The sequence below is a fragment of the Geomonas diazotrophica genome, assembly GCF_019063885.1.
Lineage (GTDB): Bacteria > Desulfobacterota > Desulfuromonadia > Geobacterales > Geobacteraceae > Geomonas > Geomonas diazotrophica.
The window spans coordinates 1585493-1599770 of record NZ_CP077684.1; the positions used below are offsets into that span (position 1 = coordinate 1585493).

General features: G+C 60.4%; 12 protein-coding genes. 2 read left to right on the forward strand and 10 right to left on the reverse strand.

Features of this window, described 5'->3' with window-relative positions; all coding sequences use genetic code 11:
• Positions 1-257: 257 nt before the first annotated feature.
• The 4 genes from KP003_RS06965 to KP003_RS06980 form a co-directional block, all read right to left on the reverse strand.
• Positions 258-629, reverse strand: coding sequence for a hypothetical protein (locus KP003_RS06965; protein WP_216498248.1), 372 nt, complete (start codon positions 627-629; stop codon positions 258-260).
• Between the two features lie 351 nt (positions 630-980).
• Positions 981-2273 (reverse strand): hypothetical protein, encoded by a 1293-nt coding sequence (locus KP003_RS06970; protein WP_216498247.1) that lies wholly within the window; start codon positions 2271-2273, stop codon positions 981-983.
• Positions 2274-2316: 43 nt separating this feature from the next.
• Positions 2317-2691: a PilZ domain-containing protein gene (locus tag KP003_RS06975; protein WP_216791234.1), complete on the reverse strand. Its 375-nt coding sequence runs from the start codon at positions 2689-2691 to the stop codon at positions 2317-2319.
• A gap of 278 nt (positions 2692-2969) precedes the next feature.
• Positions 2970-5429 carry an HYR domain-containing protein gene (locus KP003_RS06980; protein ID WP_216791236.1) on the reverse strand — a complete coding sequence of 820 codons (2460 nt, stop codon included), beginning with the start codon at positions 5427-5429 and terminating at the stop codon, positions 2970-2972.
• A 492-nt stretch (positions 5430-5921) separates the two neighbouring features.
• Between KP003_RS06980 and KP003_RS06985 the strand changes: the two genes are divergently transcribed.
• Entirely contained in the window at positions 5922-6617 is a 696-nt protein-coding gene (locus tag KP003_RS06985; protein ID WP_216498244.1) for a helix-turn-helix domain-containing protein, read from the forward strand.
• A gap of 75 nt (positions 6618-6692) precedes the next feature.
• Here the strand turns inward: KP003_RS06985 and KP003_RS06990 are convergent, their stop codons facing one another.
• Positions 6693-7004 carry a hypothetical protein gene (locus KP003_RS06990; protein ID WP_217300530.1) on the reverse strand — a complete coding sequence of 104 codons (312 nt, stop codon included), beginning with the start codon at positions 7002-7004 and terminating at the stop codon, positions 6693-6695.
• A 174-nt stretch (positions 7005-7178) separates the two neighbouring features.
• On the opposite strand from KP003_RS06990, the gene KP003_RS06995 reads away from it, so the two are divergent.
• Positions 7179-7739, forward strand: coding sequence for a YcbK family protein (locus KP003_RS06995; RefSeq protein WP_217300531.1), 561 nt, complete (start codon positions 7179-7181; stop codon positions 7737-7739).
• Positions 7740-7758: 19 nt separating this feature from the next.
• Here KP003_RS06995 and nhaD read toward each other — a convergent pair whose 3' ends face one another.
• From nhaD to KP003_RS07020, 5 genes are all read right to left on the reverse strand, one after another.
• Positions 7759-9042 (reverse strand): sodium:proton antiporter NhaD, encoded by a 1284-nt coding sequence (nhaD, locus tag KP003_RS07000; RefSeq protein ID WP_217300532.1) that lies wholly within the window; start codon positions 9040-9042, stop codon positions 7759-7761.
• Positions 9043-9191: 149 nt separating this feature from the next.
• The gene (locus KP003_RS07005) at positions 9192-10571 is read right to left on the reverse strand and encodes a TRAP transporter large permease (protein ID WP_216498240.1); all 1380 of its coding nucleotides are present in this window, start codon (positions 10569-10571) and stop codon (positions 9192-9194) included.
• Positions 10568-11242 carry a TRAP transporter small permease gene (locus tag KP003_RS07010; protein WP_217300533.1) on the reverse strand — a complete coding sequence of 225 codons (675 nt, stop codon included), beginning with the start codon at positions 11240-11242 and terminating at the stop codon, positions 10568-10570. Before KP003_RS07010 ends, KP003_RS07005 begins: the two co-directional genes overlap by 4 nt.
• Positions 11243-11317: 75 nt before the next feature.
• Entirely contained in the window at positions 11318-12328 is a 1011-nt protein-coding gene (locus KP003_RS07015; protein WP_217300534.1) for a TRAP transporter substrate-binding protein, read from the reverse strand.
• A 436-nt stretch (positions 12329-12764) separates the two neighbouring features.
• Positions 12765-14141 (reverse strand): sigma-54-dependent transcriptional regulator, encoded by a 1377-nt coding sequence (locus tag KP003_RS07020; RefSeq protein ID WP_217300535.1) that lies wholly within the window; start codon positions 14139-14141, stop codon positions 12765-12767.
• Between the last annotated feature and the right edge of the window lie 137 nt (positions 14142-14278).

The window sequence follows — 14278 nt, forward strand, 5'->3', positions numbered from 1 at the left end:
GTTAAGTGGTATGCCGTTAGGAACCTAAGGGCATACCGTTTGGAGTTAAGTGGTATGCCGTCAGAGCCTAAGGGCACACCGGTTGGAGCTAAGTGCCATGCCGTCTGGGCCATCGTGCTTAAGGGGAGTAAGGAAAAAGAAGGGGATTCAGATTAGTATAGCGGGAGGGGGGCGGAACAGAACGTTCCCTCGAACGGGGCGCCGTGCTTCCGCATTCGAGGGAACGAGTCATAGTTTTATCCGATGGTTCGGTTCTGCTAATTTGATGAAGCAGAGGGCGACTTCTTCTTCCTTGGGGGCGGGGCAACCACTTCCAACCCAGCCTGCAGCAGCCCCGGGATGTCGTCTTCAGTTGCAACAACCTGGAGATAAGCAGCGATCTTTTTAAAGATGTCGATCAGTTCTTTGAACGCCTTGTTGCGTAACACGATTGCCACGCGGTCGTAGTTGACGGCAGCGTTATATTTCTTATCTGCGTCATCGATCAGTTCTTTTACCCGAACGAGCGCAATGCCTTGGTCGGTCACGTTTTGGTACAAGGGGAGCAAGCACAAACCGGTGTAGTATCGCTTGCAGTTGCCGAGGAACACCGTCGGTCTACCTGCCAGGTCGAACTTGAGACGTAACATAGTTACCTCCGGTAAATGATTAGCTGTTGTTAATTTAACAACGGATCAACTTATACCCCACGGCACAGTTATTGGCAACTCGTCAAACGAAAAAAATGATCCTCCTTCGGGTCGGCCTGCGCTGCACCCAGGCGTAAGTGCTGAGTACCAAAAGAAAAAGGAGGCGGGCAACTCCCCGCCAACTTTTTTGTTGTCGCAGGTAAGGCCCGCCTTGCTGCATGCTGCCCGCTTGAACAGCAAAGATACGTGCGGTACCACAGCAGCTGTCGCTCACGATAAAAAGGGGGTCCCGTGATACGGGGCCCCCTTTCTTGTTGCCGGACATGTGTAAGTTGCCGGAAGTTTTTTGCCTTACTTCTTCTGCGCCCCCGGCGTCGCTACGTAGAAGGAGAGTTCCCCCTGCTTTACAGGAGCGTTGCAAACGTCGTTGACAAAGATTTCAACCTTGTAGGTGCCGGTTATCGAGGGGATCTTGTAGTTGGCTATGTATTGGCTAGCGTTGCCGGCTGCGTCGAGTTCCCAACGGATTGCACCAGCAACGTAGGTTGCTGCAACCTGACCGGAAGGCAGCTTTACAACCGCCATGATGTCGGCGAACGGAGGCAGCAAGGCGCCTGCGTTATCGGTAATCGCCCACTTGATGGCGACATCCGCGGTCGGATTGAACTGCTTCCCTGTAACACTGATGGGGGGAAGAGCAGTTACGCCCACGCCTACGGTGAACGATCTGACATCCGAGCCGGTGTGAATGGCCGGGGTGGCAGCGTCATCAGCCTCGGCCACCAGGGTGAAGGTACCGATCTGGTTGGCGATCGCATTCTCCGTGAGCGTGACCTCCTGGCCCGCGGCTACCGGGAGAAGGGAGTTGCTGGAGAGAGCGGCCGTTACATCATGCTGTACGGCTTCTGCGCAGCTGTTAATAAAGGCGCGAGCAGCATGAACTCCGGTACCTGCACCTTCCTCGGTGGGGTCAACGGCTTTGAACGATGCCTGCAACGGAGCATTGAGCAGCAGAGACGTTCCGTTGCCCGGGCTGGATATGGTGACCAGCGGAGGGAGGGTGTCCAATTTGACCTGCTGCGGCTCGGCGATGTTGACGGTGAACGTTCTGTTGGCCGGTCCGATACCGAGCCCCTTTTCAGTTTCGGGGTTGGTCAATTTTGCTTGAATGTTGACGATGTACTCCCCCGCCGGCACGTCACTGGTATTGGTGAAGGTCAAGATGACCGGCTGGCTCCCTTTCCCCGGGTCAAGGAGCGTGAAGGTCGAGGGAGTAAAGCTGAATGCATTTTTAAGGGCATTAAGCTGATCCTCGGTCAGACTCGGCGTGGAGCCGTCGCCGTTGTAGACATCGGCGACCCTCACCTCTACATCGATGTCCGCGCCGCTGTCTCCGTTCCCATAAACGTAATCGAGCGAGGGGTCGCAAGAACCCGTGACGTTTATCGACGGCGAGAGGACGGTGAAAGAGGCGGTGAGCTGGTCCACGCTGGTCCGCGTGTAGCTGTAGGAGGAAGGAGAGATGTCTACCGAACCGAGCGGACCGTTGGTGCCACAGGGGCCCAAGACCGGTTTTTCTGCCATTGCCGTGCTGGCCAGTGTTAAAAACATACCTAAAGCAATTGTCGATACATTTCTTTTCATGATGCCCTCCATTAGATAGTGTTTCATTCCAGTGTTACGTTCGTTACAGGATCCCTGGTTGGTATCGAAAGATTGGCTCCTTGGACGCGCAGGCTGTCGTGACCTCGTCGGCTGCATCGTGGTTTTTGAATAGCAACTCCGCGACGCATTCGTTAATTGCAACCGCAGTTCCCATTTTATCTTGAACCATTTCCACTCGGACCACTTCTGCCTGGCAGGTCAACTTGACCATTTGGGTAGGGCCCTGATTGGTCAAGCACATGGTAAATTGCACCTGTTCGCCCAAGCCGAGGACCTGGTCGGTAGTGAAGTAGATCCCGTCGGTGCTGTAATCTCTAGTGAGGCCGGTTCCACCGGCAAGCTCGATGGGAACCTCAGAGTAATACCGTGTTGCTCTTCTGTTCTCCAAACGTCCCATGGGCTGCCCCTCCTCTACGTTTGACGATTGTAGATATATCAGTCAAAACGACAATAACCGGATCGGTATATTTCCGCATGGCCGATGGGTATATTTTCCTATATCTTCGGATATACACCCGCCCCGTCTTTTCGCTCCGCCGGGCACTACATGTTCGCCGGAGACATCGCCCCGCAGATAAACGTCGCCATCCCCCGCGAGTAGCCGATCACTGCAAGCCGATACAAAAAAGGAGGCGGGGGAATCCCCCGCCTCCTCTTGACCCGTCTGGTGCTCCTCTACCTTACGAGCTTTACCGGGAAGGGGCCGTTTTTCTGGCCGGTGAGGGCGCTTTGGATGTAGACGTTGTAGACGCCTGCGGGGAGGCCGGTGGTCTTCCAGTTGAACTGCCAGGTGTTGGTCAGGCTGTCGTACTGAAGCCCGCTGGCGCCGGCGTCATCCAGGGTGATGGCGGCGTCGGTGTCGGTGCTGTCGCTTACGTGGTAGATGGTGACGTTCGGCTGCGCGCCGGCACTGGCGAGGACCGCACCGTTGCTGTTGGTGAACTGCCACTTAAGCGGGATGGCGCTCTTGATCTTGTACGCCTTGTTCGCGTCGTAGGGGGCGAGCAGGCCGTTGAAGCCGTACTGTACGTTGACGTCGAACCTGGCGGTTACGCCGTTGCCGTGGGCGTCCTTGGCGCTGCAGGAGACCGCCGTGGTCCCGAGGGCGAAGCTGCTGCCGGAGGCCGGGGTGCAGACGACCGGAACGGTGCCGTCGACCAGGTCGGTGGCGGTCGGGTCATAGGTCGCGGCCTGACCGGTGATCAGGGTGAGCGACTTGGGCACGCCGTTGAGGGTCGGAGCGGTGGTGTCCTTCACGGTGACGGACTGGGCGGCGGTACCGGTGTTGCCTGCGGCATCCTTGGCGGTCCAGGTGACCACGGTGGTGCCGACCGGGAAAACGGAGGGGGCGTCGTTGGTCAGGCTGGTGACGCCTACCGCGTCGCTGGCGGTAGCGGTCCCGAAGGTGACGCTCATGGTCGGGCCGGTGGCTTCAACGGTGACCGATGCCGGAGGGGTCACCACCGGTGCCGTGGTGTCCTTCACGGTGACGGTCTGTTTCGCTGTGCCCACGTTGCCCGCCTGGTCGTCAGCCGACCACGTTACCTCCGTGGTGCCAACGGGGTACAGGGCGGGAGCGTTGTTGCTGATCCCTTTCACGCCGACTGCGTCGGTTGCGGTGGCGATCCCGATGGCTACGGGAGAGAGGGGGGCTGTCGCCTCGACTACGACCGCGGGGGGGGCGGTCACCACCGGCGCGGTGGTGTCCTGGACCGTCACGGACTGGGTGCCTTTGCCGACGTTGCCGGCGTCGTCGCTGGCGGACCAGGTGACCATGGTGAGCCCTACCGGGAAGGTCGGCGGTGCGTCGCTGGTGATGGCCTTCACGCCGACCGCATCGGTTGCGGTCGCCGTCCCGATGGCGACCTCAGTGCCAGGACCGGTGGCCTCCTTGGTGACCGGGGACGGTGGGGTGACGACCGGGGCGGTGGTATCCTGGACTTTTACGGAGAAGTTACCGCTGGCCCCGTTGTGGGCCGCGTCGGAGACGCTGCAGGTGACGGTGGAGGTTCCCAGCGGGAAGCTGCTGCCGGAACCGGGGGCGCAGGCAACGGCGAGGTTGCCGTCGACGTTGTCCCTGGCGCTTGGGAGCGTGAAACTTACTTCGGCACCGGCTGCCGAGGTCGCTTCGGCGGTGATGTCCGAGGGAAGGTCGGAGATCACCGGTGCGGTGATGTCGAGCACCTTCACGGAACACTGCCTGCTGTCGGTAAGGAGGCCGACGTCGCTGACCAGGAGCTTGAAGGTCATGGTATCGTTTGCGGAATCAAGGTAAGGTGCGTCAAAGGTCAGGCTCTTCGCGGTCGTCTGGTCGTAGCTGGGCAGGGTGGCATTGGGGGTGCCGAGGACCTGGCTCCAGTTGTATCCGGCAATACCGTCATCGCTGTCCGTGGAACCGGAACCGTCGAGGGTGACCTGGGCCCCCTCGTTCACTGAGTCGGGGCAGGAGAGCCCCGCTTTGGGGGGATCGTTCACCCATAGCACGTTGACGATCTGGTCCGAGCTGCCGGTAAGCGAGCCGTCCGAGACGGTCAGCCTGAAGCTGAGCGAGGTGCCGTTGGGGAAGGGAACGTCACTGGGGGCGCTGAAGGTGGCCCCGGCGCCAGCGGTGGTCAGGGTGACCGCGGGGCCGCTCAGTTGCGACCATCTGTAGCTCAGGGGATTGCCGTCGGGATCGGAGGAGCCGCTGCCGTCAAGGGTGACCTGGGATCCTTCGTACACCGCACTAGGTGTCACGGAGATGGCCGCTATCGGCGCCTGGTTGGTGGCAACGTTCTTCACGTTGACGGTTGTGGTCAGGCTCTCGCGCTGCAGCGGTGAGCAGCCGCTGGCGGTGAGCTTGAAGACAAGGGTGGCCCCCGTGGGGCCGACCTCGGGAGCGGAGAACGTGGGCTGGGCGGCGGTCGGGTCGCTGAGCGTGACCGCGGGGCCTGCCGTCTGTTCCCATAGGTAGCCGGTGGTGTCCTTCGACGGAGAAGCGTTCAGTTTGACGACGGTGGCAAGACCACGGGCGTCCTTCTCGGCGACGTCCTGGTTATCCGGAGATACTTGCGGTATGACCTTGCAGGTCTGCCCCCCCAGTGCGGTCGATGCCATCAGCATGCAAAAGATCGCTGAAAGTATTTCTCTTCTCATCTCCAGATCCTCCTTCTGTAATGTCACGTGCGAATCAATGAAAAATCTATCGTTATGGCACATCCGAAAGCCGTGCCGATGCAGGCTTTTGTAGCTGATGGTAGATGGTCTATTGATACGCGATACTTGGGAAGATTTGAATATACTCGGGGGCATAATTATCTATACCTTTGGATATATCCGTGCCGAAGAGAGAGGCATGTTCAAGATCCGTGTCCCCCTGACGAAGAGCTATAATCGTGGCGCGTGGGAAGGAATGTCTTGACCTGACTCCTCTTTGAAGCACACATTGAATACGTGGTGCCGAAACATGCGGAAACACGTCTAGTCGGCTGTGCGGCCGATGGGCGGATCGGGAGCTGCAGGCCGCTTTGGGGCGCACCTTTTCCGGGGGGGATTTTGATCACAACTGGCTCTAATTTGTGGGGGTAATTGTCTACAGTAATTTATGTGAATATTTGCTATAAAAGCTTCCCATGTGGAGGGTGATTAATGACTATTGAAGAAGCTTTTGGCATTGTGGTCCGCAGATTGAGAAGGGAGCGGAACCTTTCCCAGGACAAGCTATCCATATCAAGCTGCCTGGACCGTAAGTTTATCTCCAATATTGAAGGGGGGAAGCAGCAGCCCAGCCTGGTCTCCATCTTTGCCCTAGCCAGTGCCCTCAACACTTCCGCCTCGAGTATCATCTACGAAACCGAATTCATCCTGAAGATCAATACACCGGACCGGCTAAGGACCGAGGGGTCCAAGATAGACTGGATCAGTAGCATGGAGATCATGATGAACAAGATCAACAATAGCTACCAGGGGTCGGAGACGATCCTCATCGTCGACGACGAAAGGCAGCTCCGCGAGATGCTGTCCGACTTTCTTGCCAGCTACGGGTACAAGGTGATCACTGCTGAAGACGGACAGGATGCCCTCGAGAAATACAAGGAGAACGAACCGATTCACCTGGTGATCATGGATGTCGTCATGCCGCGCAAGGACGGCATCAGCTGCTTCAAGGAGATCAAGAAGGTCAACCCGAAGGCGAAAGCGGTTTTTATGAGCGGCTACCGGCCGGACCACCTGCAGGCGAAGGAGGATTTCCACCTGATCCAGAAACCGTTTTCACCCGTGGAGATGATCAAGGCGATCAGGAACGCGCTTGAGTCAGACTCCGAGCCGCCGTTCCAGCTGTGATCTGACCGCACGAAAAGAAGGGATCCCGGCACATGAAGGGAAGGGGAGTTCGTCACCGGACTCCCCTTTTTGCGTTCAGGGGGTCTGGTAGAGGAGGCTGAGGGCCCATGCGGTGGCCAGGGTCGAGGAGAACCAGATCAGCGCCCGCGGCGTGATGTCCTTGGGGATGTCGAGGTAGGGACGCTCTCCGCGCAGCGACTGTATCTTGTACTCGATGGTCTGCTTGCCGTGAACGAAGACCGCGATGGAAACCGGGAACCAGATGGCGCCGGTCACGGTGCAGAGGGCGCTCACCGGGCCGGTCAGGTGCTCGCCGGTCGAAAGCATGACCGCCAAGGTTACGCCGGACAAAAGCGCCGTCGTGTTGGACGCGTAGGGTATTTTCATGCCCTGCCCCCCTGATCGAGGTGGTGGGTGCCGACAGAAAAGAGCAAAACACAGGAGGGCACATTAGCAAGTTAAATTCCCCGCTGGGGAGGGGGAGGGGTTGACAGGGACGCACCCTTTGTGGTAGCAAAGGATAGCGTTTCGGCGCTAACTCTTTGATTTATAGGAGTTTATGTGAAAGATAAAATGTTGTGCCGCCGGATGTTCCTCAAGTCCTCCGCCTTCTTCGCCGCCACGGTTCTGGGAGCCAAATCGGCGCTGGCCAAATTCGTGGAAGGGGGAGGGGCGCCCGAGGGGAAGCTCTCCCTTTACAACGTCAACTGCAAGGAAAGGCTCACCGTCACCTACCGCAACAGCCTCGGCGAATACTGCGACGAGGCCATCCAGGCCCTCAACTGGATCTTCCGTTGCCACCTTACCAACGAAACCACCAAAATGGACCTCCGCGTGCTCGAGTACCTGAACCGGCTGGACAACAGCCTCGGTGGCGACAACGAGATCCACATCATCTCCGGCTACCGTTCTCCCGAGTACAACGCCCGATTGAGGAGCAGGTCCAAAGGGGTGGCCAAGGACAGCCTGCACATGAAGGGGATGGCCATAGACCTCGCCATCCCCAGCGTCGGGCTTGACCGGATCAGGCGCACCGCCACCGCGCTCGCCGCCGGAGGGGTCGGCTACTACCCGCAGTCGGGCTTCGTTCACATCGATTCCGGACAGTTCAGGACCTGGTAGGACGACCGGCGCCCGGACCTTAGCCGAGTATCCTGATCTGAAGCAGGTATACCGCGATGCCCCCGAAGTAGCCCAAGAGAGCCAAGCCGCTGATCCGCTTGACATACCAGAAGAAGTGTATCTTTTCAAGCCCCATCGCGGCCACCCCCGCGGCCGATCCTATGATCAGGATGGAGCCACCGGTGCCGGCGCAATAGGCCATGAACTCCCATAAGAAGCTGTCGGTGGGGTGCTGAGCCAGGTCGTACATCCCCATCGATGCGGCGACCAGCGGCACGTTGTCCACGATGGCGCTCACCATCCCGATCAGGGTCACGATCAGGTCGAGGCGACCGACAGCGTGGTCCAGCCACTTAGCGATCGCGGCGAGGATGTGGGTGTGTTCCAGGGTCGCCACCGCGAGCAGGATCCCGATGAAGAAGACGATGGAGCTCATGTCGATCTTCTCGAGCGCGTGGGCCAAGGTCAGATGCCGCTTGTCCATCTCCTCCTTGTTGCGGTGCACCAGGTCGCCGGCCAGCCACAGGATGCCCAGCCCCAGCAAGATTCCCATGAAGGGGGGGAGATGGGTGACGGTCTTGAACACGGGGACACTGACCAAGATCCCTATCCCAAGAAAGAACATGAGGTTGCGTTCGAAGTTCGTGGTCTGGGGGAGGTCGCCGTTGTCGCGGATGGCCGGAGCTACCACCTCGCGTCCTCTCAACTGGAATGCCACCACGGACAGCGGCAGCAGCAGGTTTACCAGGGAGGGGGCAAGCACGCCTTTCATGATTGCCAGGGTTGTGATCTGTCCCCCGATCCAGAGCATGGTGGTGGTGACGTCGCCGATCGGGGTCCAGGCACCGCCGGCATTGGCGGCGATAACGATGAGGCCGGCGAAGAAGAGGCGGTCCTCCTGGCGGTCGAGCAGTTTCTTCATCAGTGAGATCATCACGATGGTGGTGGTGAGGTTGTCGAGAACTGCACTGAGGAAAAAGGTGACACAGCCCACCAGCCACATCAGCGTGGAGAGCTTCCTGGTCTTGATCTGCGCCGTGATTACCTCGAATCCGTTGTGGGCGTCCACCACCTCCACGATGGTCATTGCTCCGATCAGGAAGAAAACGATCTGCGCCGTAGAGGCGAGCGATTCGTTCAACTGTTGCACGACCTGGTGTGAGTCTGCGCCGAGGAGGGCGTAGACCGACCAGAGCAGGCCGGCGCCAAGGAGGGCGGAGGACGATTTGTTCACCTTGATGGGGTGCTCAAGAGCAATGGCGGCATAGGCGACAAGAAAAATTGCAACGAGTAGAGAGAGCATCGGCGGGCTTCCTTAGGGAAAGAGGCGTGGTGGAACTTGCCATTGATAACGCATCCACGCCGGAGGGTAAAGACATAAATGGGGATGCGGTAAAGAAAGGGCCTGTCGGATCGACAGGCCCTTTTGTTTCGCCGGAATGGTGTGCGGGATCAGTACCCCAGCGCGCGCGGCAGCCAGAGCGAGATGGCTGGCACATAGGTCACCAGCAGCATGAAGCCGAGCATCGCCATGAGCCAGGGCCAGACGGCCACCGTGAGCTCCGAGATCCCCATCTTGGTGATGCCGCTGGCGACGTAGAGGTTGAGCCCCACCGGCGGGTGGCACATGCCGACCTCCATGTTCACCGTGATCAGCACGCCGAAGTGCACCGGGTCTATGCCGAGCTTCATGGCGACCGGGTACAGGATCGGGGCGAGGATCAGGATGATGGAGGAGGGCTCCATGACGTTGCCCGCCAGAAGAAGCAGCACGTTGGTGACCAAAAGGAAGGATACCACGCCCAGGTTGTGCCCGAGGATCCAGTCCGCCATGAGCTGCGGGATGTTTTCGTGCGTCATCAGGAAGGAGAAGAGCACGGCGTTGGTGATGATGTACAGGAGCATGGCCGACATGCTGGCCGAGTCCAGCAGCACCTTGGGAACCTTGCTGAACGGGACGTCGCGGTAGACGAAGACCGCGATGACGAAGGCGTAGACGGCGCTCATCGCGGCCGCCTCGGTGGGGGTGAACATCCCCGAGTAGATCCCCCCGAGGACGATGACGATCAGGAAGAGCCCCCAGATGCTCTCCCGCAGCGCCTTGGCCCGCTCGCCCCAGGTCGCCCTCTTCATGCGCGGCAAGTTGCCGCTCTTCGCCCTCCACCAGGCGACCAGGCCGAGCAGGGTGGCCAGCATGAGGCCGGGGATCACGCCCCCCATGAAGAGCGCGCCGACCGAGGAATTGGTGGCGACGCAGTAGACCACCATCGGGATGGATGGCGGTATCAGGATGCCGAGCGAGCCCGACGTGGTGATGACCCCTGCGCCGAAGCGCTTGGGGTAGCCGGCGCGCACCATGGCGGGCATCATGATGGAGCCGATGGCGACGACGGTTGCGGGGCTCGACCCGGAGACGGCGGCGAACAGGGCGCAGGCCATGACGCCGGCGAGTGCCAGTCCCCCGTGCCAGTGGCCGACCATGGAGGTGGCGAAGTTGATCATCCTCTTCGCCACGCCGCCGTGGGTCAGGAAGTTGCCCGCCAGGATGAAGAAGGGGATCGCCATGATCTCGAACTTCTCGATCCCGGTGAAGAGCTTCATGGCGACCGCCTCGGTGGGCACTTCCGAGAAGAAGAAGAGGAAGGTGAGGACGGTGAGGCCGAGGGCAATGGAGATCGGCATGCCGGTCAACATCAGCGCGAGCAGCAGGGCGAAGACGACGCCCGTGCTGCCGAGGGTCGCTATCGCTCCGAGTATCACGGCGATGCCGAGCAGCCAGGTCGCCGCCTTTTTCTTGGAAAACTGTTCCCAGCCGACTACAGCGGTACTCATTTCACACCCCCCTTGGCTTCCTTGTGGTTGAACTTGTGCTGCTCGTACTCCTCCAGAGCCTCGGTCGAGTCCAGGGTACCTATCTCTTCGATACCTTCGACGTGGGCGTGGTCGTGGTGCGGCAGCTCACCGGTGCGCAGGAAGGCGAGGCCGACCTGCAGGAAGCGGAAGCACATGAGAAACGAGCCCAGCGGCACCGCGCAGTAGACGATCCAGGTGGGCCACTCGAGGTCGGGGGTGATGGGGCCTTCGATCAGTTCGGCCACATCCATCCCCAGCTTGTTGAATACGGCGTAGTGCATGCCGTTCTCCCAGACGAACTTGGCTCCCAGCGAGCCGATCATGCCGGTGAAGAGGGCGCCCCCCAGGATGGCGAGCACCACGGTCACCTTGCGCCAGGAGTCGGGAAGGCGGGTGACCAGGACGTCGACGCCGACGTGGATGCCGCTCCTGACGCCGTAGGCGGCGCCGAACTTCGCCATCCAGACGAACATGTAGATGCAGAGCTCCTGCGCCCAGCTCATGTTAATGGTAAGCAGCCAGTCCTGCAGCCCGGGGATGGGGAGGCCGGACAGATAACGATGGCCGACGGCAACGGCGATGATTATCGTGGCTGCGGCAATGAGGAAGGTGATGATGATTTCCTCGAGATGGTCAAGATACTTCATCATGATGGGCTTCTCCTGGAACTCGTGTGAACGGCCGCCGCGAAGCCGCGGCGGCCGTGACGTACAGGTCTGTAGAGATTAGTTCGCGTTGTAGCCGGTTGCTGCGTAGACTTCCTTGACGATGTCCGCGCCGATGCGACCCATGTTGTCCTTGTGCGCCTTGTCCATCGCCTTCTTCCAGGCCGCGCGCTCCTGCGGGGTGAGGGCGATCAGCTGGCTGCGGCCGGACTTCTTGACGGCGGCAAGGGCCTCGTCGTTGTCCTTCTTGGCCACGTCGTTGGCGTACTTGGTGGCGTCTTTCATGCACCCTTCCAGGGTGGTGCGGATGTCGGCCGGCAGCCCCTGCCAGAACTTCTTGTTCACGATGACCGCGTAGCCCAGGTAGCCGTGGTCGGAGAGGGTGACGTACTTCTGCACCTCGTGCATCTTCTGGGTGTACAGGTTGGAGGGGGGATTCTCGGTGCCGTCGACGACGCCGGTCTGCAGCGCCTGGTACACCTCGGAGAAGGCGAGGACCTGCGGGATCGAACCGACCGAACGCATCTGGGAGTCGAGCACCTTGGAGGACTGGATGCGCATCTTCTGTCCCCTGAAGTCGGCGACGGCCTTGATCGGCTTGTTGGCGCTCATCACCTTGAAGCCGTTATCCCAGTAGGCGAGGCCCAGGATCCCCTTGGGCTCCAGCTTCTTGAGGAGCTTCGCCCCGACCGGCCCCTGGGTCACCTTGTGCAGTTCCTGGTAGTTGTCGAAGATGAAGGGGAGGTCGAACACCTCGAACTCCTTGACCCCCAGCGGAGCGAACTTGGCCAGCGACGGCGCCAGCATCTGTACCGCGCCCAGCTGCAGCGCTTCCATCTCTTCCTTGTCCTTGTAAAGCTGGCTGTTCGGATAGACCTCCACCTTCACGCGTCCCTTGGTGCGCTCCTCGGCGAGCTTCTTGAAGTAGTCGGCGGCCTGTCCTTTCGGGGTGTGCTGAGCGACGACGTGGCTGAACTTGATCACGATCGGTGCGGGCGCAGCGACTGCGGTCATCGGCAGGGCAAGCGCCGCCACGGTGACCAGGGCTTTCAAACAATCTTTGAGTTTCATGGATGCTCCTCCTTGGGTGGTGTGCTGCGTCGGTGTGTGTTCGATAATTAAACGGAGGGGCTGGTGCATCGTCCCCCGTTCCGCTTGCGCGTATACGATACATCGTTTTAATGCAACAGAGGTGCCACTTGCTGATCCAGGTAAGTTGCTGAAATTGGTGCTACGCTTAGGGCAGAATATCGGTTGAGTGAAACGAAGATGGCGGGAATCCGCCACCGTGATGGCGGATATCTGCCAAAAGGTTCGGTCGCCGTTACATTAGAACGTCGGGGGCTTGTGCGGATGCTGCCGGAATAATGGTTGGTGCGGGTTAATCGTGCGGGGCGTGCAGGGGGACGGTGCCGTGCACCGATGTTCTGATAACGGCGGCGGTAGGGGGGGGCTCCCCCTGGGTCGGCAGGGGGGCGAGTCGCGGGGGGGGGCATGCGCGGAGATGCTACAGCCCGTATTTCTCCATCTTGTAGCGCAGCGTGCCGCGCGGGATCTTCAGGTTTGCTGCCGTCTGCAGCACGTTGCCCGCGGTCTGCTGCAGCGCCTTCTCTATGAGGGTTTTCTCGATGCTGCTGATTGCCTCCTCGAGCCCGAGCCCTTCCGGGATCGCTATGGCGTTGGCCGGGGTGCCGGCGGCGGCGTCGCTGTAATGGCCGCTCCTGATCTCCTGCGGCAGGTGCTCCGCCAGGAGGGTGGGGCCGCTACGCATGATGCAGATGCGCTCGATGACGTTTCTCAACTCCCTCACGTTCCCGGGCCAGGCGTACTGCGCCATGAGCCGTTCCGCCTCGGGGGAGACGTCGCGGAACTGGCGGCCGAAGGCGCGGCTGAAGTTGTCCAGGAAATAGGCGGCCAGGGCGGCGATGTCCGGGGTCCGTTCCCTCAAGGGGGGGATGTGGATCGGGAAGACGTTGAGGCGATAGAACAGATCCTCCCGGAAGCTCTTCTCGGCAATGCGCTGCAAAAGGTCGCGGTTGGTGGCGGCGACGACCCGGACGTCGATGTCGATGTCTTTCACCGCGCCGACCCTGCGGATGGTCTTCTCCTGCAGTACCCGCAGCAGTTTGGCCTGCACGGCCATATCCATCTCCCCGATCTCGTCCAGGAAGATGGTGCCGTGGTGCGCTTCCTCGAAGAGCCCTTTCTTCCGGGCCGCGGCGCCGGTGAAGGATCCCTTCTCGTGTCCGAAAAGTTCGCTCTCAAGGAGGGACGCAGGAATCGAGGCGCAGTTGATGGCGACAAAGGAGGCGTCCCTGCGGTCGGAGAGGTCGTGGATGGCGCGGGCCACCAGCTCCTTGCCGGTGCCCGATTCCCCGGTGATGAGCACGGTCGAGGGGATGCGGGCGATCTCGCGCACCTGGGCCACCACCTCGTTGAAGGCGTCGCTTCTGCCGATGATGGGGGACGGGCCGGGGAGGGAGCCGTCGCCGTGTCGCAGCTTTCTCACCTCCCGCTTCAGGGTCTGCGTCTTCAGGGCGAGCTTCACGATCAGCCTGAGCGCGTCCGCCTTGAAGGGCTTCTTCATGTAGTGGAACGCCCCGAGCTTGAGCGATTCCACCGCGCTCTCCACCGATCCGTAGCCGGTGATGATGATCACCAGCAGTTCCGGGTCGATCTCCTTCAGCCCCTTCAGCACGTCGATGCCGTCTTCGGTGCCAAGGTTCAGGTCCAAAAGGGCGAGGTCGATCTCCTCCGAGGCGACCAGGTCGCGGGCCTGCTGTCCCGAGTTGGCGGTGAGGACCTGGAACCCCTCGCTGGAGAGGATGCGCTGCACGTTTTCGCAGATGAAGGCTTCGTCGTCTATGATCAGTATCTTTTCCATACGTTCCTTTTCCTAACCGCATCCCCTCTCACTCCGGAGGGAGAGGAGCAGGGGGGAGGGCGTTGCAAGTGGCAAAATTGCAGTAGCAGGCAGCGCCCTCACCCGCCCTTCGGGCACCCTCTCCCGGGGGGAGAGGG